This window comes from Actinopolymorpha sp. NPDC004070 (assembly GCF_040610475.1).
Lineage (GTDB): Bacteria > Actinomycetota > Actinomycetes > Propionibacteriales > Actinopolymorphaceae > Actinopolymorpha.
This window is the reverse complement of the sequence record NZ_JBEXMJ010000002.1, coordinates 198,163-221,401: the sequence shown is the minus strand read 5'-3', so window position 1 is coordinate 221,401 and position 23,239 is coordinate 198,163. Positions and strand designations below refer to the sequence as shown.

General features: G+C 68.8%; 24 protein-coding genes and 4 pseudogenes. 24 read left to right on the top strand and 4 right to left on the bottom strand.

Annotated features, from left to right (window positions below; all coding sequences use genetic code 11):
* Positions 1-20: 20 nt before the first annotated feature.
* Together ABZV93_RS04610 and ABZV93_RS04605 are read left to right on the top strand one after the other, a co-directional pair.
* Positions 21-395: pseudogene (locus tag ABZV93_RS04610) on the top strand (helix-turn-helix domain-containing protein); the annotation flags it as partial.
* Between the two features lie 249 nt (positions 396-644).
* Positions 645-2,480 carry an NAD-dependent epimerase/dehydratase family protein gene (locus tag ABZV93_RS04605; RefSeq protein WP_354931355.1) on the top strand — a complete coding sequence of 612 codons (1,836 nt, stop codon included), beginning with the start codon at positions 645-647 and terminating at the stop codon, positions 2,478-2,480.
* 211 nt (positions 2,481-2,691) lie between these two features.
* Here the strand turns inward: ABZV93_RS04605 and ABZV93_RS04600 are convergent, their stop codons facing one another.
* Positions 2,692-3,090, bottom strand: a complete 399-nt coding sequence (locus tag ABZV93_RS04600; protein WP_354930304.1) for a winged helix-turn-helix domain-containing protein — start codon at positions 3,088-3,090, stop codon at positions 2,692-2,694.
* A gap of 159 nt (positions 3,091-3,249) precedes the next feature.
* On the opposite strand from ABZV93_RS04600, the gene ABZV93_RS04595 reads away from it, so the two are divergent.
* The 18 genes and pseudogenes from ABZV93_RS04595 to ABZV93_RS04510 form a co-directional block, all read left to right on the top strand.
* Positions 3,250-3,507 (top strand): helix-turn-helix domain-containing protein, encoded by a 258-nt coding sequence (locus ABZV93_RS04595; RefSeq protein WP_354930301.1) that lies wholly within the window; start codon positions 3,250-3,252, stop codon positions 3,505-3,507.
* Positions 3,504-3,884 carry a WhiB family transcriptional regulator gene (locus ABZV93_RS04590; RefSeq protein ID WP_354930298.1) on the top strand — a complete coding sequence of 127 codons (381 nt, stop codon included), beginning with the start codon at positions 3,504-3,506 and terminating at the stop codon, positions 3,882-3,884. Before ABZV93_RS04595 ends, ABZV93_RS04590 begins: the two co-directional genes overlap by 4 nt.
* Entirely contained in the window at positions 3,884-5,056 is a 1,173-nt protein-coding gene (locus ABZV93_RS04585) for a DUF2637 domain-containing protein (protein WP_354930295.1), read from the top strand. The genes ABZV93_RS04590 and ABZV93_RS04585 overlap by 1 nt, the downstream gene beginning before the upstream one ends.
* 182 nt (positions 5,057-5,238) lie before the next feature.
* Positions 5,239-5,487: a hypothetical protein gene (locus ABZV93_RS04580; RefSeq protein WP_354930292.1), complete on the top strand. Its 249-nt coding sequence runs from the start codon at positions 5,239-5,241 to the stop codon at positions 5,485-5,487.
* Between the two features lie 2 nt (positions 5,488-5,489).
* Positions 5,490-5,771, top strand: a complete 282-nt coding sequence (locus tag ABZV93_RS04575; protein ID WP_354930289.1) for a hypothetical protein — start codon at positions 5,490-5,492, stop codon at positions 5,769-5,771.
* A 142-nt stretch (positions 5,772-5,913) separates the two neighbouring features.
* Positions 5,914-6,249, top strand: coding sequence for a hypothetical protein (locus ABZV93_RS04570; protein WP_354930286.1), 336 nt, complete (start codon positions 5,914-5,916; stop codon positions 6,247-6,249).
* A 67-nt stretch (positions 6,250-6,316) separates the two neighbouring features.
* The gene (locus ABZV93_RS04565; RefSeq protein WP_354930283.1) at positions 6,317-6,760 is read left to right on the top strand and encodes a hypothetical protein; all 444 of its coding nucleotides are present in this window, start codon (positions 6,317-6,319) and stop codon (positions 6,758-6,760) included.
* Positions 6,761-7,498: 738 nt separating this feature from the next.
* Positions 7,499-7,744, top strand: coding sequence for a hypothetical protein (locus ABZV93_RS04560; RefSeq protein ID WP_354930280.1), 246 nt, complete (start codon positions 7,499-7,501; stop codon positions 7,742-7,744).
* 165 nt (positions 7,745-7,909) lie between these two features.
* Positions 7,910-10,057: a type IV secretory system conjugative DNA transfer family protein gene (locus ABZV93_RS04555; RefSeq protein ID WP_354930277.1), complete on the top strand. Its 2,148-nt coding sequence runs from the start codon at positions 7,910-7,912 to the stop codon at positions 10,055-10,057.
* A 150-nt stretch (positions 10,058-10,207) separates the two neighbouring features.
* The gene (locus ABZV93_RS04550) at positions 10,208-11,113 is read left to right on the top strand and encodes a hypothetical protein (protein WP_354930274.1); all 906 of its coding nucleotides are present in this window, start codon (positions 10,208-10,210) and stop codon (positions 11,111-11,113) included.
* A 1-nt stretch (position 11,114) separates the two neighbouring features.
* Positions 11,115-11,384, top strand: a complete 270-nt coding sequence (locus ABZV93_RS04545) for a hypothetical protein (RefSeq protein ID WP_354930271.1) — start codon at positions 11,115-11,117, stop codon at positions 11,382-11,384.
* A gap of 15 nt (positions 11,385-11,399) precedes the next feature.
* Positions 11,400-11,648, top strand: a complete 249-nt coding sequence (locus ABZV93_RS04540; protein WP_354930268.1) for a hypothetical protein — start codon at positions 11,400-11,402, stop codon at positions 11,646-11,648.
* Complete coding sequence (locus ABZV93_RS04535) at positions 11,645-11,887, top strand: hypothetical protein (RefSeq protein ID WP_354930265.1); 243 nt, start codon at positions 11,645-11,647, stop codon at positions 11,885-11,887. The genes ABZV93_RS04540 and ABZV93_RS04535 overlap by 4 nt, the downstream gene beginning before the upstream one ends.
* Before the next feature lie 162 nt (positions 11,888-12,049).
* On the top strand, positions 12,050-12,436 hold the full coding sequence (locus ABZV93_RS04530; protein ID WP_354930262.1) for a hypothetical protein: 387 nt from the start codon (positions 12,050-12,052) through the stop codon (positions 12,434-12,436).
* Positions 12,437-12,458: 22 nt separating this feature from the next.
* Positions 12,459-13,061: pseudogene (locus ABZV93_RS04525) on the top strand (bifunctional DNA primase/polymerase); the annotation flags it as partial.
* Between the two features lie 39 nt (positions 13,062-13,100).
* Entirely contained in the window at positions 13,101-14,000 is a 900-nt protein-coding gene (locus tag ABZV93_RS04520) for a site-specific integrase (RefSeq protein ID WP_354931352.1), read from the top strand.
* Positions 14,001-14,257: 257 nt separating this feature from the next.
* Positions 14,258-16,459: a site-specific integrase gene (locus ABZV93_RS04515; RefSeq protein ID WP_354930259.1), complete on the top strand. Its 2,202-nt coding sequence runs from the start codon at positions 14,258-14,260 to the stop codon at positions 16,457-16,459.
* Positions 16,456-16,980: pseudogene (locus tag ABZV93_RS04510) on the top strand (bifunctional DNA primase/polymerase); the annotation flags it as partial. The gene ABZV93_RS04515 and the pseudogene ABZV93_RS04510, both read left to right, overlap by 4 nt.
* A 51-nt stretch (positions 16,981-17,031) precedes the next feature.
* Here ABZV93_RS04510 and ABZV93_RS04505 read toward each other — a convergent pair.
* The gene (locus tag ABZV93_RS04505; RefSeq protein ID WP_354931376.1) at positions 17,032-17,262 is read right to left on the bottom strand and encodes a hypothetical protein; all 231 of its coding nucleotides are present in this window, start codon (positions 17,260-17,262) and stop codon (positions 17,032-17,034) included.
* A gap of 287 nt (positions 17,263-17,549) precedes the next feature.
* Between ABZV93_RS04505 and ABZV93_RS04500 the strand changes: the two genes are divergently transcribed.
* The gene (locus tag ABZV93_RS04500; RefSeq protein ID WP_354931349.1) at positions 17,550-17,873 is read left to right on the top strand and encodes a DUF3987 domain-containing protein; all 324 of its coding nucleotides are present in this window, start codon (positions 17,550-17,552) and stop codon (positions 17,871-17,873) included.
* Positions 17,874-17,904: 31 nt separating this feature from the next.
* Positions 17,905-18,939 (top strand): annotated as a pseudogene (locus tag ABZV93_RS04495) (YfjI family protein); the annotation flags it as partial.
* A 160-nt stretch (positions 18,940-19,099) separates the two neighbouring features.
* On the opposite strand, the gene ABZV93_RS04490 reads toward ABZV93_RS04495, so the two are convergent.
* Entirely contained in the window at positions 19,100-19,876 is a 777-nt protein-coding gene (locus tag ABZV93_RS04490) for a hypothetical protein (protein ID WP_354930256.1), read from the bottom strand.
* Positions 19,877-19,936: 60 nt separating this feature from the next.
* Positions 19,937-20,488 carry a hypothetical protein gene (locus tag ABZV93_RS04485; protein ID WP_354930253.1) on the bottom strand — a complete coding sequence of 184 codons (552 nt, stop codon included), beginning with the start codon at positions 20,486-20,488 and terminating at the stop codon, positions 19,937-19,939.
* Between the two features lie 722 nt (positions 20,489-21,210).
* Here ABZV93_RS04485 and ABZV93_RS04480 point away from each other — a divergent pair.
* Together ABZV93_RS04480 and ABZV93_RS04475 are read left to right on the top strand one after the other, a co-directional pair.
* A complete protein-coding gene (locus tag ABZV93_RS04480; protein WP_354930250.1) occupies positions 21,211-22,014 on the top strand; it encodes a hypothetical protein in 804 nt (267 codons plus the stop codon).
* Positions 22,011-23,213 (top strand): XRE family transcriptional regulator, encoded by a 1,203-nt coding sequence (locus ABZV93_RS04475; RefSeq protein ID WP_354930247.1) that lies wholly within the window; start codon positions 22,011-22,013, stop codon positions 23,211-23,213. The genes ABZV93_RS04480 and ABZV93_RS04475 overlap by 4 nt, the downstream gene beginning before the upstream one ends.
* Positions 23,214-23,239: the final 26 nt, after the last annotated feature.

Here is a 23,239-nt window from a genome sequence, read left to right as displayed (position 1 = left end):
CTCGGGTACCGTCGTGAGAGATGCTGCCCCGGGAGGTTCCAATGGCTCGCTCGACGCCGGCTCACTGCTCGACCTGCGGTACACGGTTGAGCAGGTACAACAAGACGTCGACGTGCAGTGCGTGCGAGAAGTCAGCCACCGCAAACCGATGCCGGAAGCCCCAGGAGCGGCCCAAGGCACGGGCTCCGTGGCTCTACGTCGGTCGCCGTACGACCCCTCCGGACGGCTCGAACATCGGCGAGATCCTTCGCGAGTGGCGGGCGGCTCATGGTGTTACCCAGGCACAGTTGGCTGAGAAGCTGGCGTTCACGCAGTCGTACGTCAGCCAGCTGGAGAGCGGTCGCCAGAAGCTGCGAAGCATTGACCGGCTCTGGCATCTCCAGCAGGTACTGGATATCCCCGCCGAGGTCCTGGGACTGCTTCCTGGCGCGATTGTGGGTGGTGGACCGACGACTGCGGCCCACAGCGAACCGCGGGGCCATGCCGCAGACCAGGCGCACGAGGTTGAGTTGAGCCAGCGGCAGTGGCGCACCGTCCGGCAGCACCTTGACTCAAACCGGCGGGACCTGACATGGTCCGCGGCCGACCTTTATACCCATGCGGCCAGGTACGACGGGAGCCCGGTCCTGGCGAAGCAGTCGTGGATGTTGGCCGAGCCGCGTGAGTTCTCCGAGGTCAGGCTGGCCTGGACGCCGGCAATCCCGCCCCCGACCGTGGTGGGGACCGATCCGGAGGCCCGCTCGACGCTTCCGCTCACCGCTGCGGGTACGCCGTACGAGCGGTACTCCCGCGCAGTGCGGGACCTGGCCCGGCCGACGCTGTTCGAGAACCGCCCGGGCTACCGGCTGCTCGAGGTCGACTGGAGCTCACCGGAAGCGAACCTGACCTTCGGCTACACCTCGTACTTCGATTCTGTGGTCGACGTCTCCAGTGCCCTGGCGCACGAGTACGGCGGCCAGATGGCGCGCACCTCGCCGTCGGGCAACGCGGTCAGCCTCGACGACCTGCCGTTCCGGTCGAGGGTCGGTGACCCTTTTGACCTGGCGCGCAGGTCGGTTCTCCCGTCGATCGACACGCTCACCATCCGGAAGGGTAGGGACGGGAAGGCGTCGTTCGTGCTGCACTACCGAGACGCGGCAGCGGTCGCCACTGCTTCGAGCCTGTACCACCTGATGCCCGCGGGCGTCTTCCAGCCGTCCAGCATCGCGCCGTCGCACCAGGCCAACGACTTCAGCCTGTGGCGTTCGTCGATGCGGGAGTTTGCCGAGGAGTTCCTCGGCATGGAGGAGGCGGATGGCAGCAGCGTGACGCCGATTGACTACGAGGGCACCGAGCCGTTCCGGTCGATGGTGCGTGCGCGGGAGGCGGGCACTTTCCGGATGTGGTGCTTCGGCGTTGGCCTGGATCCGCTGTCGCTGTGTGGCGAGATCCTCTCGGTCGCGGTCATCGACGCCGACGTGTACGACGAGATCTTTGCCGGCCTGGTGGCCACTAACCAGGAGGGGAGCCTGGTCTCGGTCGATCCGGACGCCCCGACGACCGGGCTGCCGTTCACCGAGGCAGAGGTGAACCGGCTGGGTAACGCCGTTGCCCGGGAGCTGCTGGGTGCCGGGTTCGACGTCGTCGCCGGGGTCCACAAGACCGACCCATGGCTTCCTGAAGGGGTCGAGATCAGGCGTGGTGACCTCGCCGATCCCGAGTCGACCCATGATCTCGTGCGGGACGTCGACGCGGTTGCCCACCTGGTCGCCCTGGCGCGGGTACGCGAGGCCGCGTCGATGCCGCGGCAGTACTACCGGGTCAACACGGTCGGCACGCTGAACCTGCTGGACGCGCTCGCCGCCGAGACCGACCGGACCGGCACGCCCGCGCGGCTCGTCTTCAGCTCGACCGCGGCTGTGTACGGAACGCCGGCGAAGCAGCCCATCGACGAGGCCACGCCTCTGGCCCCGATGAACCCGTACCCAGCGTCCAAGGTGGCGGCGGAGGACCTGATCGGCTGGCAGGCGGCGACCGGTGCGCTCGGGGCGACGACGCTGCGTCTGTTCAACGCCGCCGGCGCAGCGGGTGGACGCGCCGACCCCGACCTCACCCGTGTAATCCCGAAAGTCGCGGCGGTCGCGGCCGGCCGCGAGAACGAGCTGGTCGTCAACGGCGACGGCACCGCCATTCGCGACTTCGTCCACGTCCGTGACATCGCCCGTGCCGTGGCGCTTGCACTGCAGGCAGCCGATCCGGGTAGGCACGAGGTCTACAACGTCGGAGCTACCCCGGCGAGTGTGCTGGACATCGTTCGCGTCGCCGAGAGTGTGACTGGTCGTCTGGTGGCCGTCCGGCACCAGCAGGCGTACGGCGCGGAAGCCCCGGTGCTGACAGCGGACACCACGAAGATCCGCTCTGACCTGGGCTGGCAACCCGAGAACTCTGCCCTCGAACGCCTGGTCGGCGACCAGTACGAGGTGACCGTCAACCAGCCGTGAGGTCGCCGTCGCGGTCGGTATGAGTAATGGTTATTGGACCATTCCGGCTCCACCGGGAACGCTACTGATCATCGGGGACCAGAGCTGCCGCCCCCAGGACCTTGTGGCTTGCGGACGGCGTCGCGCGGAGGCCGGATCATGGCACTTACGGAGACCGAACGCAGGTTGCTTGAGGTTGGACTGGAGTCACTGGTGGAGGAAACCGGCGAGCTCAGGAAGAGGGTCGACGCGATCGCTTCGCGGGTTTGTCTTCGCCCTGAACGAACTTCTCCAGATGGTCCAGCCGGTCACCCAGGCGGCGGACGTCGTCGTGCACCTGGTCGAGATGCTGCATGATCGCGGCGAACTCCGGGGACGGTGGAGGAGTCTTCGTCTCCGCCGACGGCTCCGCGCGTACGAAGCTGCCCTTGCCCTGGTGGCTGTCGATCAGGCCTTCACTACGCAGCTCGCTGAGCGCCATCCGCACCACGGTGATGGACACCTCGTACTCGTGCATCAGGTCGGCGATCGACGGTAGCTGAGCCCCGACCTTGAGCCGGCCGTCCCGGATCCGTGCCCGTAGTCCCTCCGCCACCTGCTTGTAGGCGGGTTCACCTGACCAGTTGGCCATCGCCGGGCAGTCTCCTTCTGCTCTGCGCACTCTGACGTCCTAGTGCACCACAAGCAACGAGGACACGTAACCCCTTCCGATGTCCTGCTTTGACGTCTCGAACAACAGAGTGCACTATGAGCTAACCAAGCTTTGAATAGTCGATCGAGGAGGCGACCCGTGCAGCCAGGTAACCGCAGGCGAACTGCTGAGCACCGGCGCTCGGTGCCCCGTCGTGGGTTCAGCGTTGCCGAAGTCGCGGAGATGTTCGGCGCCTCGCAGATGACGGTGCGGCGGGCGATCAAGGCCGGCCAGCTGCGCGCGTTCCGGCTTCGCGGTCGTGTCGTCGTCCCGGCCGAGGCGGTCGAGGCGATGAAGAACTCGGATGCTGCTGGACTCGATGTCGCCGACGCGACGCTCGGCGGGGGTGCGGCATGAGCCGAATCGACGTTCACGAGTTGCGCCGCACTGCTCGACTCACCGACTCCCAGCTACGGGAGATCACCCACCACCGGGGACTCTGCTCCCGGAATGCCGACCGGGCCGACGAGTGGTTCCTGCCCGAACCGAACCCGGGGTCGACCAAGGCTCGTGATGCCTACGAGCGCCGGGCCGAGGAGCTGTGTTGTGGGTGCCCGGTGCGGGTGGAGTGCCTGGAGTTCGCGCTGCGGCGCGAGACCGGGCATGCCGCGTGGGGAGTGTGGGGCGGGCTCGCGCCGTGGCGGCGTGAGGAGCTGGTGCAGATTCGCCGGGACGCCGATCGGGACGACGAGGTTGTCACCCGGACTGCGCGGGCGCTGTCGGGAGTCGGCTGATGCGCGCTCCTATGACCAAGGCTGTGCCGGACTTTCCGGATCGCGTGTGCGGCGAACCGATGCGGGCCGCTCAGGCGCTGACGTTGGTCCGGTCTGAGAGCCGGGCCGCGGCCGGGAAGCGGCCGGTCCCGAACTGGACCGGACGCGTGGCGTTGGACGGGCGTCCTACGGATCGAGCCGAGCTGGCGCCGACGTCGGACAGGGGCGGACGTGCCCGTGAGTATGGCCGGACCGCTGGTGCGGTCGTTCGTGCGGTCCCGTTCGCGGTCGTGGTCGCGTCGCCGGTGGTCGCGTCCTGGTACGGGCTGACGGCGCTGGGCCGGGACTGGCTGGGACTGGGACAGGCGGCACCACTCGTCCCGCTGACGCTGGATGCGGCCGCGCTCTATGCCGCGGTGCTGGCCTGGCGGGCCACCCTGGCCGGCGATGCCGGCGGGGTGGACCGGCTGCTGGTCTGGGTGTACGCCGCCCTGAGTGCCGGGCTGAACATCTGGCACGCCGACAGCATCGGCGGACTGCCGGCGGCAGTCTTCTACGGCGCAGCCTCGCTGTCCGCGGCGCTCGTATGGGAGCGCACCCTCCGGGCCGTCCGGCGACGCGAGCTCCGCACCCTCGGTGCCATCGACTCACCGGCCCCGCGCTACCGGGCCCTGCGCTGGCTCCTGCACTTCACCGAGACCTGGGGCGCCTGGACCTACGCCATCGGCGAGGGCATCAGCGACGCACGCGAGGCGATGACAGCCCACCGAGCCCGTACGGAGACGGACCGGGCCGAACTCGACGCCGGAACCGTGCCTACCGAGCAACCGGGCCGGACCGGCTCGCCCAGCTCGGGGCCGCGGGATCGGATCGCTCACCGGCACCGCCAGCCCGAACCGGCCCGCAAGGAACACGCCGACCTAGACCCGGCCCGGACCGCCACGAAAGAAGCGGACCGGCCCGCGCCGCCCGAACCGGACCGGTCCGTCGACGACCAGACCGATGCCGACCTCGTTCGGGCACTGCGCGAACTGGATGCCGAAGCGGGCCGGACCGTCGGCAAGCACACAGCCACCAAGCGGCTCGGCATCGGCAGCTCGCGGTTCGAGCGGATCCGCCGGCTCGTCGACGAGTCGGACCGGACCGAGAACAACGACCGGTCGGATGGACCGGGCCGAGCGGAGGTCCGATGACCGCCACCGAGAGCTGCCGGGGACGTGGTGTCGCCCCCACGTCCCCGGCGTACCACCTCAACTACCCCAACGGCCTGGAAGCAGAACGGGAGGTCGCGATGGTGCCCCTGAGTAGATCAGACGGACCGGCGACCGCCAACTCGTTGGTGGTGCCGTGTCCCCTCACCCGAGGAGAGGCCACCATGCAACTGCTCGACCTGACTCTCGTCCGCGCCGACGGCCGGCGCCTGCCGAAGGTGCGCGTGTTCACCGACCCAAAGAACGGCCTACTGCTGCGCGCCTACACGGAGGTGCTCGCGCGATCGCAGGACAACCGGAAGGGCCGCAACGACTGGCTGGGCGAATACCGCCTGGAGGTACGGCTGCCCGACCGCCCGGAACCGGAGTTCACCTTCGCCGCGCTGGGCGACGAACGGGAACGGGGCCGATAACCGTGGCGGGCTACCGGAACCGGAAGGGCCGGCCGACGTCGGCGGAGCAGCGGCTCGCACGCCACGCCGAGCAGGTGACCCACCGCCTGGCCGCGGCCGTGAACCTGCGGGACCGGCTGGTCGTGGCGTACAGCCACTTCCTCTTCGCCTACAAGCACGCGCTCAACCGTCCGGCCACCCGCGCGATGGCAGAGAACCTCGCGGACCAGTTCGCGAGCGGCCTGATGGGCGCGGGGGACCAGCTGATCACCGAGCAGATCCGGAGCAGTCATGACCACCGCTGAGATCACGACCGACCGTAAAACTCCAGCCTCCACTGGAGGTTCGGAGAGTTCGGCGCCGGAGGAGTCCAAGGCGTCTGTGCACCCCCGTGCGCGCGAGGGTAGCGCTGGCTCTCCACCCACGCAGAGTCCGCGTGCTACCGGTGTGCGGGCGTGGCTGCGCCGGTTCGTGGCGTACTTCGATCCGCCGGAGATCGTGGCCGAACGCCGACCGTCGCTGTCTGAGGTGGTGCGGTACGCCCGCCGCGCGCCCTACGCACCCGAGGCGGGCATCCGCCGCGGCCTAGGCGTCGGGTACGCGTTCGTCGTCGCCGTGCCCGTCTACGCCGTGGCGTACATGGCGGCCTGGGTGTGTGAACGCCCTGCCCGGCTGGGCTCTGGCCTGGCCTTGGTGGCGGTGTTCGCGTTCACCCCGGCCGGCCACTGGTGCGGACGCGGCCTGGCCGCCGCGTTCGCGTGGGCCGCCGCCGCACTCACCTGACCGGCCTGCGCAAGCACGGCTTGACACCTGACAAGCAAGCCAGATGAGGAACGAAGGAGCGGCAGGGATGGGCACGTTGTCCGCGGCGGCACTGGGCGCGATCTTGTTCGGCGTCGCGTGTGTCTGCCTGAAGAAGAACAAGCTCAACCGTGGCACGTCGTGGTTGATGCTGGCCGCCGGTGCGTGTCTGTCGGGCATGCTCGGCGCGATCATCGGCTGGATCACCACCACGGCGGGGACTGTGGGCGGCACGGTCACGGGGATCGTGTTCGGCGCGGCGGTTCCGGCGGTGCTGACGTTTGTTGCCGGAACGTTGCTGTGGATCGAGATGCACCCCAAGACCGGGCGGGCAACCAGGGGCACGCCGTGGATGGCGTTGCTGTTCGTCCCGCTCGTGGTTGCCACTGTCGGTGGGGTGATGGCGGCGTTGCCGGCGCGGATCAACGAGCTGGTGCTGGCGGCCGGGAATGCTGTGTCGCAGGCGCTCGGCGATGTCGTCGGACGGCTGTGAGGTAGCCGGTCATGGAGATTCTCGTTCTGTGCCTGGTGGTTGCTGGGCTGGTGCAGCGGGCCGCCCAGGACGCCTGGGCCGGGGTGACCGGGCGGACGTTTCCCTCGCAGGCGTACCGGATGCGGCGGCTGGAGCTGCGGGAGGCTCGGCGGGCCGCGGCCGGTCAGCTCGCACCGGCCCGTCGTCCGGCGCGTGACTATTTCGCCGGGTTGTGGGCGCTGGCGTGGGACACCCGGGCCCGTCGGCGTGAGGTCGCCTGGGCTGAGAAGCAGGAGCGGTGGGAACGGCGGCGGGCCGGTGAACCCGTCGAGTCGCGCACGGCCGGTCCGGCCCGGTCGTACCTGCGGACGTGGTGGCACACCGGACCGGCCCAGCGGTGGCAGAACGCGTGGACCAAGGCCCTGGAAGCCCGCCGGCGAAAGCTCGACGGCGCCGGCGACCCGCCGGACCGTCAGGCCGGTGATCAGCCCGGACCGGCAGCTGGCGCCGAGAGGCCGCCCACGAAGGACCCGGCACCCGCCCCGAACCCCGAGCCAGTCACCGACGACGACACCGATGAGACGCCCGGACCAAAAGCCAGCGACGACCAGACCACCGACGGCCAGCTCCGTGACGACGAGACCAGTCAGGACCAGACCAGCGGTACGAACGAAGGGATTGATGACGTGAGCGCTACATCGACCGGGCCGGCTCTCGCTTCGGGTGAGGGCCCCCACGCTGGATACCAAGCAGGCGTTCGTGGAGTCCTACGCGACCGTGTTTCCCGCCATCAAGGGCGCGTTCCTGAACTTTGCGAACAGCCTCGCCATCGACGAGTACGGGCCAGGCACCCAGGGTGCGGCCATCCGTGCCGCCGAAGCGGTCACGGCCGCCGAAACGGCCGTGGCCGAACTCGCCGAGATCGTGTCCGGCGCGGCCGTCGACATCCGTGACCGTGCCGCAGCAACCGGCTTCGAGGTCGGCCGCGACGCCCTGCGCCAGTAGCCACACCTGCTGGCTGACCCCAATGACCGGTGGGCCCTCGGGCTCCCCCCACCCGGGGGTCCACCGCTCCACGGATGGGCGCCCAGCCCTCCCGGCCCATCCCACTGGGCGCCCATCCCTCCTCCATGCACACAGTCACAACCGCCGGCCACGAAGGGAGCACCGATGCCCGCCACACCGGCACCCACCACCAATCCGGCGAGCGTTCGCGTCGACGGCCGTGAGCCGAAGCCGGCCGTCCAGGGTCCCGGCCGCCCGACCGGCAAGCCCCAACCGGAAGGTGCGCAGGAGGCCACGACGAGCTCGGTGGACTGGTGGCGCGAGCTGCGGTCGTCGCTGTGGCGGCTGCGCCGTCCTGCGATGCCGCACGCCGTCGTGCTGGGACTGGCGGTGTGCGCGACGTTCGTGGAGGGCCTGGACCGGCGTACCGGAGGGATCTACCAGGCCAGCATCGCCGCGACTGTCGCCAGCATCGCCCTCGCCAGCCTCGCGGTCGGCTGGGTGCTGGCTCGGCACCGGATCCCGAAGCGCTGGCGCGTCCAGGTCGGGCTCGTCGCACTGTTCGGTGCGGGCTGGCTGGTCGCGGCGTCGCTGTGGTGGAACGCCACGACGTTCACCGTCCTGCTGGTGGGGGAGTACGTCCTGGCCGCACGGTGGTGGCGGGCTACCCGGATCTACGCCGACAGCCCGCCGCCCTCGGATCAGCCGGCGGGGCTCGAGCCGGCTGATCCGGTGTGCGCTGACTGGGACGCCTACGTCGCCGGGGCCCGCGGTGCCCTGCCCGGGGCGAAGCTGACGAACGCTGCACCGGTCGAGCACGGCCGTCAGTACACGATCGAGTTCGTCCGCGGGCAGCAGTCGATCGGCGACGCCATCAACGCGATGGTGCGTATCTCCGGTGGGCTGGGGTTGAAGACCAGCCGCCTGGTGCTGGAGGACCACTCCTCCCAGTTGCCGCACCTGGGGCTGTTGAAGGTGATGGACCGCACCCCGGTGGAGGACAACCCGCCCTACCTCGGGCCCAGTGGGGAGGACGGGGTGGTGAGGATCGGCCCGTATGCGGACTGGATGGGCGAGGCCGGCTGGCGGCTGTGGACCCCGGGGGAGAGCGGCGACAACGACGGCTCCGCCTGGTCCGGTGCGGTGATCGGCGCGCCCGGGTCGGGGAAGTCACGCACGATCGAGTCCATCGCGATCGGCGCCATGTGGTCCGGGTCGGCGGTGTGCTGGTTCATCGACCCGCAGGGTGGTGCGTCGAGCCCGGCGTTGAAGAAGTACGCCGACTGGTACGTCGACCTCACCGGAGCCGGCGACATGCTCGCCCCGATCGAGGGTGTGGCGGCGTGGCGGGAGTTCGAGAACGCCACCGAGGGCTGGACCGGGTTCACCCCGCGGGTGGACCGGCCGCTGCTGGTGGTGTTCATCGACGAGGCGCACGAGGTGCTCAAGGGCCCGTGGGGCAAGCGGTTGTCGGCGCTGGCGCGCAAGGTCCGCAAGCTCGGGATCTGCTTCGTCATCGTCTCCCAGTACCCCGGCATCGAGACGTTCGGCTCCGACGAGGCACTGCGCCTGTCGATCATGGCCGGGAACGGGATCTGCTTCCGTACCGCCTCGAACTACTCCGGCTCGCTGATGGCCGGGCTGGAGATGGACCCCAAGAAGCTCCCCGACGTGAAGGGCTACGGCTTCACCATCCGGGTCGAGGGGTTCTCCCGGCTCGCGCCGTTCCGGAACCGGCTGTGCAAGGACCCCTTCGACCAGATGGAACGCGCGACCTCCCGGGCCGCGCGGCTCGACGCCGGGTCCGCGAGCGCGGCCGGGCAGGCCTACGCCGACCGGGCAGCCAACGCCGAAGCCGTCGCCCAGTCATCCCGCACGAAGCTCGATGCCGTGCGGGCCGGGACGATCAGCGCCGCCGAGGTGATCGGCGAGCAACCGCCGGCCAGTGCGCACGGGCGGCAAGGGTCGGCCGGGGCAGTGGCAGACGCCAACGCATTGCTGGAAGCGATGGGACTCCACTCGTTCCCCGCATCAATACCGACGCCGACATCCGCCAACTCGACAGATACCGGCACCGGACCGGTGGGCACGGCGGCCGGCGGGCGGGAACCCGCGCCGATCAGCAGCGCTGGGCACGCCGTCGTCCTAGACGTACTCCGCAACGGTGCTTCCAGGCCGGGCGAGATCGCCGACGCGGCCGGCTACTCGGCCTCGCGGGTTCACCAGATCCTCACCGACCTCACCAGGACCGGCAAAGTCAACCGGCTCGGCCACGGCCGCTACGCACTGCCCGACCGGGAGGACGCCGCCTGACCACAAGTTCTGTTGGGCGTGCGCCCATCCCCTCCCCAGGTTCGTGACGCACGCCCAGCACCTCACCCATAGGAGGTAGCAGCAAGTGTCCACCACCCGAACTACCCGAACCACCCGTGTTCGACGACGCCACGGGAACGGGGGCGGCGCATGAGCCCCCAGACAGAACACAAAGAGAAGGAACACACGGAGATCGTCGAGCTCCCCGCCATGGCGCAGCTGGGGATCGTCCTCGCTGCACTCGTGGCCTCCGGTGGCGGCGGCTACCTGATCGACGGCGACACCGGCCTGCTCATCGGCCTGGGCGTCCTACTTCTTCTCGGCCTCGCGGGTCGGGGCATCCTGCACCTCCTCGACTGGTATGCCGTCCGCGACGTCCCGGACGCGCTCGTGACTCCTCAGGTCGCCCGGACGCTCGGGGACCAGCTGGGCGCGGTGTTCGCCCTGGTCGAGGAGTGGCGCGTGCTCTGCGAGCGGGCACACATCGACCCAATCCCGCCGGTGGAGGTCCGACGCGAGGGCGTCGACGCTGCAATTGTCCTGGTCGGAGACGGGCCGCGACTGGCGGTGCACGAGGATCTGGCGTCGGCTCCACCCGCGGTCCGTACCCATCGGCTGGCGCACGAGGCCGCTCGGCTGATCGCAGGCCAGTACGCCGACGACTCCGGGCTGCAGACCGCCCGGCTCGTACCGACTGTGGCGTACGTGACCGCGATCGTGGCGACCGCCCTGGCGATGTTCACCGGCAGCGGTGCATGGCTTCTCGCCGCCGGGACCGCGGGAGTGCTCTGGGCGGTGGCGAGGCTCATGGTCGCGAGCTGGTCCCGAGCCCGCACCTATGCAGCAGACGCCGTCGCAGCGCACGTTCTCGGCGTACGCCTGGACGCCGAGACCACCCAGCTGCTGTGTGGGGACGACCCGCTGCAGGGGTCCACGTTCGCCTTCGCCGACCAACCGGGCTGGGCGGACCGGCACGCCGCGATCCACGACCACGCTGAACGCCTTGGCAGCCCGACCACCGGCACCAGTCCGGAGCGATCTGGTGGAGGTGTCTGACATGAGTGCCCTCACTGATGGGCAGGCGCGCCGGATCGCAGCGGAATGGCACGGCGGGCAGTGGACCGCGATGTACTCCCTGGCCTCCGCCGGCTACCTCGACCGGGACCGCCTGCATGCGGAGATCGCATCCGAGCTGCGCATCGTCCCGACCGAACAGGGGCGCCAGGAGCTGCTCGCCCTGGACGCCTACGTCCGTCACCGCACCGACACCTCAACCGTTCCCGGCTGGCCACTGCTGTGGGACGAGACCCCCGTCCAGCCCGGCTGAACGCCAGGAGCCCACATGTTCGAGATCGGAACGACGGTCCGGGTCGAAGGCGGTCACGGCACCTGGATCGGCCGCGTGACCACCCACCACACCACCCACAACGGCGAACCGAACGGCATCAGCCGCGTCGAAGTCCTCGACCCACAGCAGACTCGTCACCGGGTCGGTGACGTCCTCGACGTCGGCACCCTCACCCTCCGGCCCGCCGAACCGGCCGAGGGTTCTCCCTGCAGCGACGACTCCCGCGGGCGGGTGGCGCGATGAGCAGCGGATCCGACAGGCGGTACGTGGTCGCCGGCGGCGATGTGGTGGCCGCGTTTGCCAACAAGGACGACGCGGCCGCCCAGTACCGGGTGATGGTCGGCGCGAACCTCGACGTCGACACCCACGAGATGACCGTCGAACGGTGGGACCAGGTCCGCCGCGAACTCAGCCGCAACCGCGACATCACCGTCGTCGACGTCGCAGCCGGCGAGCAGTTCTGGCAGAAGTTCCGCCCCTGACGACGGGCCCAGCAGGCCTCATGTCACGTCCCCGGGGCGGCGGGCGATCACTCGTCGCCGCCCCGGGACCACCGCCCTACCCACACATGGAGACGAAATGACTCAGCAGAACGAGCTCGACTGCTCCATCACGGTCGCTACGCCGATGGGCGGCGGGTCCTGATGGCGTCCGAACCGCTCACCCTGGCCGACCTCTTCGGCGACCAACCCGCCGAGCAGGTCGTGTGCGACACCTACGGCGACGGCGTGGAACTGTTCCTCGGCCACATCGATGCCGGCCAGGCCAACCAGCGAATCACCGCGCAGCCGTGGTGGATACCCGGCCTGGTCGTCGACGAGGCAAGCCTCGACCACGCCCACGTCACCTTCGACGCCCACGCCCCACGCTGCACCGCACCAGATGGGGCCGTGCCGGGCCGTGACTGCGACTGCGCGTGGGAGCCCTGGATCGCATGGCACTGGCACGACGCCCGCCCCGACAACCCGGCCGCGGTGGCGGTGACGTTCGCCGAACTCGTCCAGGTGCCCTGGGGCATCGCCGCCGCCTAACCTACCGAGCACTCACCTGGGAGTGAGCGTGACAACTATCCGACCAGCGAACACGCAGCTGCTGCACGCTGCCCTCGACCACGCCCGGCGCGGCTGGCACGTCTTCCCCCTCCGACCGCGCCAGAAGCGTCCAGCCCTGGCATCGGACTGGGAAGGCCGCGCCACCACCAACCACGAGCGCATCCGCCGCTGCTGGAACCACGCCGCCTACAACCTGTTGACCGGATTACCGGACGACTGTCCGGCGTGGGGACTGCTTGACGGTGGGTTGGTCGCGGAGACTTCTGCGATCTCTGGACGAGGAGGTCGTATGAATCGTCTTGGTGAGGGCGGCGGAGGTGATGTCGGCTCGGTTGTGCTGCCGCGGTGGGGTCGTGTTGTGCCGGCCGGGGGTGTTGTGCCGTGGGCAGTGGTGGGTCCGGACGGTCGAACGGTGGAGCCGATCGCACACTTCCTACGGGATCTTGTGGCTCGGGGGAACCGGTCGGGAAGTGTTCGTAGCTACGTCTACGCGTTGTTGCGGTGGTGGCGGTGGCTGCATGTGGTCAGGGTGCCGTGGGATCAGGCCACTGCTGGCGAGGTCAGGGACTTCGTGGTCTGGCTGGGTCAGTCGCGCAAGCCTCGAGCTTCGGCTCGGACAGCGTCGCTGGGGACCACGGGCACCGTGAACGCGATCACCGGGAAGCGGTACCTGGGCGATGGGTACGAGCCGAGGACGGTTCGGCACAGCAACGCGGTTCTGCGCGGGTTCTACGAGTACTGGATCGAACTCGGCGAGGGGCCTTTGGTCAACCCGGTGCCAAGGGGGCGAATGGGCTCTCGTGCGAATGCGCATCACGACCCGCTGAAGCCCTACAGGGCGGAGGGCCGGCTTCGTTACAACCCGAAGGTGCCCCGTCGCCGGCCGCGGGCGATTCCAGATGAGCGGTGGGAGGACCTGTTCGCTGGGTTGGGTTCGGATCGGGATCGCGCGATCGCCGCGCTGGCGGTCAGCAACGGTGCCCGCGCGAGCGAGTTGCTCGGCATCCGGGGCGTGGACGTGGAGTGGGGCAACCAGCTGGTGCAGGTGAGCCGGAAGGGCTCCGGTGTCATGCAGTGGCTGCCGGCCAGTAGTGAGGCGTTCGTCTGGCTGCGGCTGTATCTGGGTGAGCTGGGATCGCTGGAGCCGAACGATCCGATCTGGTGGACGCTGCGCCGCCGCGACCGCGGCGACGGGCTGGTGCGCCAGCCGATGAACTACGAGGCGTTACGTGCGGTGTTCCGCCGGCTGAACAGCCTGCTGGGCACGAACTACTCGATGCACGACTTGCGCCACACCGCCGCGGTGCGGATGAGCAGGGACGAGAACCTGTCGATGCGCGACGTGCAGACCATCCTGGGCCATGCCCATCTGAGCACGACGGCCGACGTCTACCTGGTCGAGGACGACGCGCAGGTGGTCGCCCGGGTTCACCGACATCTCGCTGCCCGGCAGGAGCGGGCTGAGACCCCACCTCCGACCGCCGGAGTCGGCTATGACGAGGCCGATCTGGCGGTGCTGTTCGGGCGAGGTGGTCCCCGGTGACCTCCACAACGACCATCACGCCAACGACGCTCACGACCGGTGGGCCGGAGGTGGCGCAGGGCGGTGGCCGGTGTTCGGTGCAGCCTCCGGGTCGGGCGGATCGCTTGGGATTCGCCGAGGTGCTCCAGCTGCTGACCTGTGTCCCGGGGTGGTCCAGGTCGGATCTGGGTGCACCTCGCGGGCGGAGGCTGCGCGGAGCCGAGCGGGTGTTGGAGTGGTTAGCGACCCATCCCGGTGAGGGTTGGCAACAGCGCTGGATGGCCGCACGCGGCGACCATGGTCTCGACTGGATGGATGACCTGGCGGTCGCGGATCCCCGCTCGGGCCAGATCAACCGGGCTGAGCTGGGCGCGGGCTTGAACTGGCTGTTCCTGGCTCGGGTGCTGCAACCTGGATACGACTTCTTCAGCCACTACAAGGCCTTCGTCGTCTTCGAGCTGACACCGAAGATCATCAGCCCCGACCTGTTCACCCAGTTCGCTGACGTGGCGAACGCGGCGAAAGTCTCCGACCGCGACCTCGGACTGGCACGCCGGGCGCTGGTCAAGATCACTTTGCACACGGGCAGGGATCTGGACGGCGTCACCAGCGACGACTTCGCCGAGTGCCAGGCCTGGGGATCACGCCACAAGAGGATCAAAGGTCTGCACGTAGCGTGGGACCTGCTGGCCGGCGTCGGAGTGTTCGGCAAGGACACCTCGCTGCGGGATTCGATGCGAACCGGTCAGCAGTCCACCTCTGATCTCGTCGACTTCTACCGCATCCGGTCTCGGTCCGTACGGGACGTGCTGGTCCGCTATCTGGAGGAACGGCGGCCAGGCATGGACTACAACTCCCTGCGCGGCCTCGCCGGCTCTCTGGCCGGCACGTTCTGGGCCGATATCGAGCAGCACCATCCGGGGATCGACGACCTGCGGCTGCCCGAGCCGGTCGCGCAGGCGTGGAAGGAACGGCTGCACGTCGTCACCACCAGCAACGGCTCCACTCGTGCCCGTCGGAGCCGGCTGGAGGTGTTGACCGTGGTGCGAGCGTTCTACCTCGACATTCAGGAGTGGGCGCACGCGGACCCGTCCTGGGCCATGTGGGCTGCTCCCAGCCCTGTCCGCCGAGGCGATACCGGAGGGATCGTCAAAGCCAGGCAGCAGGTCTCAGCGCAGATGCACCAGCGCATTCGTGAACGGCTTCCACAGGTCCCGATCCTGGTTGAGACAGCCGAACGACACCGCGCCGATCAGCGGGACCTTCTCCAGGCGGCTACCAAGATGCCCGCCGGTGGCGTCTTCGAGCACAGCGGTCGGCGCTACCGGGTCCTCGATAGCGCCGCAGACACCACGAGCGGCGATTGCGGCAAGCCAGGCCAGGTCGTGGTGGAGGAGACCTCCTCGGGGGACACACTCGACCTCTCCCGGGCCGAGGACGAGGCGTTCTGGAGTTGGGCAATCATCGAGACGCTGCGACACACCGGTGTCCGGATCGAGGAACTGCTGGAGGTCACCCACCTGGCGTTGGTCTCCTACCATCTCCCCGATACCGCCGAACTGGTGCCGCTGCTCCAGGTCGTGCCATCCAAGAGCAACGAGGAACGGCTGCTGCTGATCAGCCCCGAGTTGGCCAGCGTGTTCGCCACCATCATCACTCGGCTCCGTCGGCACAACGGGGGCACCGTTCCTTTGGTGTCCCGCTACGACGGCCACGAACGCCTCACGGGGCCGGCGCTGCCGCACCTGTTCCAACGCCGGGTCCGGCGGCGGTCACAAGTGATCAGCTACAACACCGTCCACAGGCTGCTCAACAGCACCGTTGCCCTTACCGGCCTTCGCGACGCCGCGGGACAACCGCTGAACTTCACCGCGCATGATTTTCGGCGCATCTTCACCACCGAGGCGGTGACCGGTGGCCTTCCCGTCCACATCGCTGCCCGCCTGCTCGGCCACCACAGTCTGTCCACCACACAGGCCTACCTCGCTGTCTTCCAAGACGACCTCATCCGCACCTACCGGGGATTCCTTGACGCCCGCCGAGCCGTGCGTCCACCAGCTGAGTATCGAGAACCAACCAATGAAGAGTGGCGGGAGTTCCAGCAGCACTTCGAGCTGCGGAAACTCGAGCTTGGAACGTGTGGCCGTCCCTATGGGACGCCTTGCCAGCACGAGCACGCATGTATCCGCTGTCCCATGCTGCGGCTCGACCCCAAGCAACGCGGCCGCCTCGTCGAGATCATCCGCAATCTCACCGACCGGATCGCCGAAGCGCGGATGAACGGCTGGCACGGCGAAGCTCAAGGACTCCACACCAGCCTCGAAGCGGCCAGAAACAAACTGGCCACCCTCGACCGGTCCCGGCACGGCGACAAGCGCGGCGTCACCGACCTCGCCACGCCGGTTATCCGGCGGCCCGACCCATCAGCCGATTCCTCACCGCTGTCCCAGGCGACCACCGACCGGAAGGAGCTGACATGAACACCCCCTTCCTCACCGCCGCTCTCGCGGCAGCCGAACGAGGCTGGCACATCTTCCCGCTCTTCCCCAACGCCAAGGCACCAGTCATCAAACGGTGGGAGCAGCAAGCCACCACCAACCCGCAAAAGATCCGTCAATGGTGGGCCCACAACTCCAGAAAAAACATCGGCATCGCCTGCGGGTCCTCCGGCCTGGTGGTCGTCGACCTCGACACCCCCAAACCCGGCGACACCCCGCCGGCGGAGTGGACGCTGCCCGGGGTCACCGACGGCGCCGACGTACTCGCCGAACTCACCACCGGCGCCGGCCAGCCCCTGCCCGTAGACACCTACACCGTGCGGACCGGGCGAGGGGGCCTGCACCTGTACTTCACAACGCCACCCGGCGAGGTCTTGGGTAACAGCGCGGGCCGGCTCGGGTGGCTCGTCGACACCCGCGGCCGCGGCGGCTACGTCGTCGCCGCCGGCAGCTCGGTGGACGACCGAACCTATGACGTGGTCCACGATGCGCCGGCCGTACCTCTGCCCGGCTGGCTCGCCCAACGGCTCGCCCCAGCGGACCCGCAACCAGTGTCAATGACCGCCGGGAGCTTGCTGACCCAGCTGGGCCAGGACCACGCCGGCGGCTACGCCATTGCGGCACTGCGCGGCGAGGTCCAGCGCGTCCTCGACTCCCCTCCGCACACCCACAACTCGACTCTCAACGAGGCCGCCTTCGCCCTCGGTCAGCTCGTCGGCGCCGGTGTGCTGCCCCGCGACCTGGTGGAACAGGCCCTCCAGGTCGCCGGAGAAGCCGTCGGCCAACCACCTCGGGAGGCGGCTGCGACGATCCAGTCCGGCCTACGAAGCGGTGAACGCAAACCCCGTGCCGCAGGCGTTCCGGGGAAGGTGCCCGCGTTAGCCCGCCCGGTACGCGGCGGGCCGTCTCCGCGGACCGCATCCTCGACCGACTCGACGCCCGCAACGCCATCGACGACCACCAGGCGGCCACAGGCGTCGACGAGCCGTGGGAGCCGCCGATCCCACTATCCGGACTCCGTCGATTGCCGCCGTTTCCCGTCGAAGTGCTGCCCGGCTGGGTGGCCGACCAGGTGGCCGCAGTCGCAGAGTTCACCCAGACCCCGCCCGACCTGGCCGGCTGCGTGGCGCTGGCCGCGTTGTCCACCGCGGCGGGCGGAAAGTGCGAGGTCGTTGTACGCGGCTCGTGGCGGGAGCCGGTCAACATCTTCACGGTCGTCGCCCTGCCGCCAGGTGCGCGGAAGTCACCAGTGTTCACCGCCATGCCCGAGCCCCTCCTGCGAGCCGAGCGGGCGCTGGGGGAGCGGATCCGCCCCCAGATCGTGGAAGCAGAACTCGCCGCCGCCACCGCCCGCAAAGGTCGCCGAACGTGCCGCCGCCACCGCAGCTCGAGCTGAGGGGCCAAGCCGTGCGGACGCGCTTGCCGAGGCCAGCGACGCAGCGATGACCGCCCAGACGATCGAGGTCCCGGTCATACCAACTCTGGTCGCCGACGACGTGACCGCAGAGGCCGCCGCCGGGCTGCTCGCCGAACAGGGCGGACGCATCGCCGTCCTCTCCGACGAGGGAGGCATCTTCGCCACCCTCGCCGGCCGCTACTCCGGCGTGCCGAACCTCGAGGTCTTCCTCAAGGGCCACGCCGGCACCATGCTCCGGGTCCACCGACGTGGTCGACCGCCCGAGCTCGTCGACAAGCCCGCCCTCACCCTCGGTCTCGCCATCCAGCCCGAGATCCTCCGCGACATCGCCGGCATGCCCGGCTTCCGCGGCCGCGGACTTCTTGCTCGCATCCTCTACTCCGTCCCAGAGAACACCGTCGGCCGCCGCCGCATCGGAACAGCACCCGTACCCGACCAGGTCGCAGCTGCCTACGACGTGCAGCTCCAGGCTCTCGTCGTCTCCCTCGCCGCACAGCGGGAGACTGCCGCCATACCGCTCTGCGACACCGCCAGCCAAGCCGTGCTGGAGTTAGAAGCCGACGTCGAACCCAAACTCGCGCCCAGCGCCGCCTGGGCCAACGTTGTCGACTGGGGCAGCAAGTACGTCGGCGCCGTCATCCGCCTCGCCGGCCTCATCCACCTCGCCGACCACCTCCACGACGGCTGGCAGCAACCCATCACCGCCAACACCATGCACCGCGCAGCAGAACTTGGTCGTTACTACGCCGACCACGCCCTCGCAGCTTTCGACGCCATGGGCGCCGACCCACTCCTCGAAGACGCCCGCACCGTCCTCGACTGGCTACGCCGTCACAAGCCCGAGCGCATCACCAAGCGCGACCTCTTCACAGGCCTACCGCGGTCCCGGTTCAAGAAGACCGGAGACCTCGATCCGGTCATCGACCTACTCGAGCAGCACGCCTACCTCCGCCGCCTTCCCGTCCCGTCCCGCACCGGCCCCGGCCGGCCCCCCTCGCCGACCTATGCCGTCCACCCAGATGTGGCAGTCGAACACGTCAGGTAGGTAGAGCATGTATCGCGGAGATTCCTCAGCGACCCCGGTCCGTCGCACGCGGTAGGCCGACATGCTGATCAGGTCCGGGATGGTGGCGCGGGGCGGGAGGGGCAGTCCGGTACTACAGCGAGGCGGTTCGACATGCCCCGTGTCTAGGGGCGGCGAGTCGTTACGTCGCGGGCTCTGGAGCCACGTTGGTATCCGGGCGGAGCCAGCTCACTTCGGTGCCCATGAGCGCGGCCGCTTCCGGGCCACCGATCCGCTCAGACGTGTAGAGGTCGGTCGGCCACACGTGGATCTCGGTGTCGCCGAGCAGGTCGGGGATGCAGACGCGGGCAGACTTGGTCACCTTCACGATCGTCGGGTAGTACTCACCCAGCGCATCCTCTTGACCCTCCGGCCATCGCAGTGCACGTTCACCGCCGCCCGTGAACGACATGTGCTCAATCTTCCACGGCAGCAACTCGTTGATGTGGTCGAGCGGCGCGTACAGGCTGGTGTGCGGAACGCCGCCAGGCGCGGGCCCGGCCGGGGGCGGCATGTCTGGCGCCCTGTCGTAGGGCCAGATGGGGTGGGGTCGGCGCAGCGCCCAGTCCTTCACGCTGCGGGAGAACTGGAGGGAACGCTCATCCACCTTCAGCTCCTGGAACCTGGCCTGGTTGCGTTCACCGTTGACGGAGGTGGTCACGTACAGGACGTACCGTAGGTCCCGTCCCTCGGGGTACAGGTAGCTCTGCACCGAAGCCGCGTACGACGTCGACGCCTGCCAGTTGCTCTGCATGGGCGGGTGGTCAGCGAACTCGCCGATAATGACGATGGGGGTCTCGCCCTCAGCTTCGTACGCTCGGACGTGAATGACGCCGCGTCGTTCCATCCCGTACGGGCGGGTCTCGCAGCCGAACGGCAGCACGAGGTCGTAGGCGATACGCCACGGGGTTTCGGTCATGGGTTTGGGTCTCGCTTTCTCGGTTGGTTCCCGCGCAGTGGCCACGGCCGGGCGGTTGAGTTACTGCTTCAGGCCTGGCATTTCCTTGAGGCGCTGCTCGCCACGTTCGGCGCCGTAGGAGTCCATCCACAGCCGCCACGCGGTCGCGCACACGTCCTGGCACCAGCGGCGGCCGGCCGCGCCAGGGTGCATCCCGCCCCCCATGCTCACGCGCTCGGACACTACTTCCCACAGGTCGGGCCGCTCCCCGTCGAAGAACATCAGCACGTACTGGGTCAGGTAACGCTTGTCCTGCAAAGTCCAGTCAGCGAGCGGTCTCCTGTCGGCCTTGGTAAGCGCCGCGCCCAGGCTGCTAGTGATGTATCCGGCAGCTTCGTTGTCGCGGAGGTAGCGGTTGTGCCTGTCGGCGGGGGTGGTGGTGGGCTTGCGGCGCCGCCAGCTGCGATGGGTCTCCTCGTCACGGATCCTCCCCTTCGTCGCGGCCACGCGGCGCCAGAATTCCGGATCGGCACCATCCACTTCCCGGTTCATGGTCGGGATCGGGATCAGGGACAGCAGGTCGAATAGGTACTCCAGGTCACTCTTCACAGCGGGAACGCGAAGATCAGTCATCGGTTGGGATCTCCTGTCTTGGTTCGTCGTGAGGGCGGCACGCGCACCGGTCACGCGTCGGCCAGCTCTGCCGCGCAGGTGCGCAGGTGCGCCGTGAGGTCCACCCACTTATCGCAGCCATTAGCAATCCGCTCACGCGCAGTGGCGTTTCGGCATAGCGGGGAGTTCAGCAGCGAGCGCCACGTCGGTCACCGGGAACCCGTATGGACATCCGACAGTGAACATGCTGGTCAGACAATCACAAGCCACCGACAGTGTGCTGTTCGCTGCAGGGCGAAACTGTTTCCGCTCTTCTCAAGTCCCCTTCAGGTCCTGCGCCAGGGCCCGTCGTCGTTGTGGGGGTCTGCGCGCCGGTCGCTCTTGACCCAACACGGATAGGCCAAACATGCGCGCCTCCCGGTGCCCTTCTCCCGGCGCCATGACAAGGCGCGGTGGCTCACCGTGTCACGGGTCCTTCCCGCCGTTGTGGAAGCATTCGGCGGAGTCAGGACCCGGCCGGCGTCCATGGCTGCGTCCACCAGCGCCGCCACCGCCCGCTCGGGGACGAGCTCGCGCCAGTCCCCGAGTACGTTCTTGCCGGTTAGCTTGTCACCGCGCCCGCAGGACGCGCAGGTAACCATGCGAAGGCGGAGTTTCTAGTCGACGGTGTTGCTCGTGCATCAGACACGCCCAGCGGGTTCAGTTTGGTGCAGAAGTTACTGGCCATGATGTAGCTTTGCCGCGTGAGCGAACAGCAGGACGTCATCGCTGAGCTGGGGGAGGCCGGGATCCTGGCCGGCGTGCGCTGGGCGTACCTCTCGGCCACCGCACGGTCCCTGGCGACCTACTCTGAGGCGGACGGCCACGACGCCGCCTGGCTCGGCAACAACAGGTACACCTATTTTCGCGACCGGTTGGACCGGGTCTTCGCCTGTGAGCGCTACGCCGTGCGCTCCGGTGACGACGATGCAGACCTCGACCTGCTGTACGCCGAGCTGTCCGACCGGGACATCAAGACCATTCCGCGGCTGGTCCCAGGCTTAGTCAGACGGGCCAACCTGAACGGTAGCCCCGGCTGGGCCTATGGCCAGTGCCGCTTCCTGCTGGCCTCTTGTGCCTTCGGGAAGCTCGATCACATGCCCTGGCCCCAGAAGAGCCCGACAAAGCAGCGGGTAGCCCGTCAGCCGAGTCCTGAGCCGCCGCAGCCCTCCCTGTTCGAGGCTTTCGCCGACGAGGAGATCGGCGGGCTGGAGTCGGTGCTCGCCGCCGCGAACGAGCTGGACATGGTGACGTTCGTGGTCGCCCACAGCCTCGACCCACTCAGTCAGCAGAGCGAACTGGTGCTCGGTCGCGCCCGATTGAACTCCGGCGGAGGCCAAGCATGGCACTGGCGCCAAGACCTGTTGGGAACTTCGCCGGCGGACGGCGGGCGCCGCCGGGACGACACCCCGCAACCCACCGGACCGGAAAGCGTGCAGGACGCCCCTGTCCGCCTGCGGACCCGTCCCGAAGAGCGTCATGACGACCATGCTCGTGGTGAACGGTGAATTCCCGCACGCCCACACCCAGCCGGCCAGCCGACGTAGCTGCCCTGTTCGACGGAGCCCGCCTCACGCTTGCGCGGCATCTTGCGGGTCTTCGCAAGAGTGACCTGGCCGCCAGGGTGGAGAAGAGCCCCACCGCGGTGGCCGCCTGGGAGTCTGGGGCGAAGCGGCCCACGGCGCCCACTGTCGCGCAACTGGCGCTGAGCCTGTCCGTCGAGCCGGGGTTCTTTGCGATCCGTCCAGATGATGTGGCGGCACTCAGCGCCACACCGCACTTTCGCTCACTGCGTTCGACCAGTCAGCTGGCCCGCGACCAGGCCTTCGCCTACGGGCAGCTGGCCGTGGACATCGCGAGCTGCCTGGAACGGCACGTCGAGTTCCCGGAGCCTGACCTGCCGAGCCTGTCGGTGGCGGTCGACGACAGTGACGGGGACGGTCCAGAACAAGCCGCGCAGCTCGTCCGACAGCAGTGGGGAATCGAGGCCGGGCCGGTCGGGCATCTCGTTCGCCTGCTCGAGAATCACGGTGTGCTGGTGGTCTTCAGCCCAGAGCAGACGGCTACGGTCGACGCATATTCTTTCGACAGCCGGCTGCGTCCGGTGGTGATTCTCAACCCGATCAAGCGCGACTACTACCGCGAACGCTTCGACGTGGCCCACGAGTTGGGTCATCTGATCATGCACCACGACGCCGAGCCGGGCGGCCGGATCGTCGAGGATCAGGCGCACCGCTTCGCCGCCGAGCTCCTGATGCCCGCTAATCAGATCCGCGAGCTGCTTCCAGCCACCATGGGCGGCCACGCCTGGCAAACCCTGGCCCGTCTGAAGGAACAGTGGGGCGTCAGTATTCAGGCTCTGCTGTTCCGGGCCCGCTGGCTTGGATGCCTCGGAGACGTGTCCTACCGGAACGCCATGTCGACCATTTCGGCTCGCGGATGGCGGCGAAACGAACCGGGGCTGGTAAGTGTCATCGAGCAGCCCTCGCTGCTGCCGCGGGCTGTGGAGCTGCTGGCGCAGGAGGGCGTCGACGAGACCCAGCTGGTCGCACAGTGCCGTGTACCGGTCGATCTGTTTCGCACCGTCACGGCCCGCAGCCCAGTTCGTGTCATCGGGGAAGCGTTGCAGCCGGACGACGCGGATCGACGGAGCCGGGTGGTTTCGTTGCTGGAACGCCGGAAAGCCTCCGCACATCCCCCGGCATAGGCGGCGTCGAGTCTCGGCGTCAACGG

What these genes read in the sequence shown, in the direction of transcription:
- ABZV93_RS04605 (WP_354931355.1), top strand. Translation starts at nt 645, where the DNA reads ATGTTGGCCGAGCCGCGTGAGTTCTCCGAGGTCAGGCTGGCCTGGACG.
- ABZV93_RS04600 (WP_354930304.1), bottom strand. Translation starts at nt 3,090, where the DNA reads ATGGCCAACTGGTCAGGTGAACCCGCCTACAAGCAGGTGGCGGAGGGA.
- ABZV93_RS04590 (WP_354930298.1), top strand. Translation starts at nt 3,504, where the DNA reads ATGAGCCGAATCGACGTTCACGAGTTGCGCCGCACTGCTCGACTCACC.
- ABZV93_RS04585 (WP_354930295.1), top strand. Translation starts at nt 3,884, where the DNA reads ATGCGCGCTCCTATGACCAAGGCTGTGCCGGACTTTCCGGATCGCGTG.
- ABZV93_RS04580 (WP_354930292.1), top strand. Translation starts at nt 5,239, where the DNA reads ATGCAACTGCTCGACCTGACTCTCGTCCGCGCCGACGGCCGGCGCCTG.
- ABZV93_RS04565 (WP_354930283.1), top strand. Translation starts at nt 6,317, where the DNA reads ATGGGCACGTTGTCCGCGGCGGCACTGGGCGCGATCTTGTTCGGCGTC.
- ABZV93_RS04555 (WP_354930277.1), top strand. Translation starts at nt 7,910, where the DNA reads ATGCCCGCCACACCGGCACCCACCACCAATCCGGCGAGCGTTCGCGTC.
- ABZV93_RS04550 (WP_354930274.1), top strand. Translation starts at nt 10,208, where the DNA reads ATGAGCCCCCAGACAGAACACAAAGAGAAGGAACACACGGAGATCGTC.
- ABZV93_RS04545 (WP_354930271.1), top strand. Translation starts at nt 11,115, where the DNA reads ATGAGTGCCCTCACTGATGGGCAGGCGCGCCGGATCGCAGCGGAATGG.
- ABZV93_RS04540 (WP_354930268.1), top strand. Translation starts at nt 11,400, where the DNA reads ATGTTCGAGATCGGAACGACGGTCCGGGTCGAAGGCGGTCACGGCACC.
- ABZV93_RS04535 (WP_354930265.1), top strand. Translation starts at nt 11,645, where the DNA reads ATGAGCAGCGGATCCGACAGGCGGTACGTGGTCGCCGGCGGCGATGTG.
- ABZV93_RS04530 (WP_354930262.1), top strand. Translation starts at nt 12,050, where the DNA reads ATGGCGTCCGAACCGCTCACCCTGGCCGACCTCTTCGGCGACCAACCC.
- ABZV93_RS04515 (WP_354930259.1), top strand. Translation starts at nt 14,258, where the DNA reads ATGGCCGCACGCGGCGACCATGGTCTCGACTGGATGGATGACCTGGCG.
- ABZV93_RS04490 (WP_354930256.1), bottom strand. Translation starts at nt 19,876, where the DNA reads ATGACCGAAACCCCGTGGCGTATCGCCTACGACCTCGTGCTGCCGTTC.
- ABZV93_RS04485 (WP_354930253.1), bottom strand. Translation starts at nt 20,488, where the DNA reads ATGACTGATCTTCGCGTTCCCGCTGTGAAGAGTGACCTGGAGTACCTA.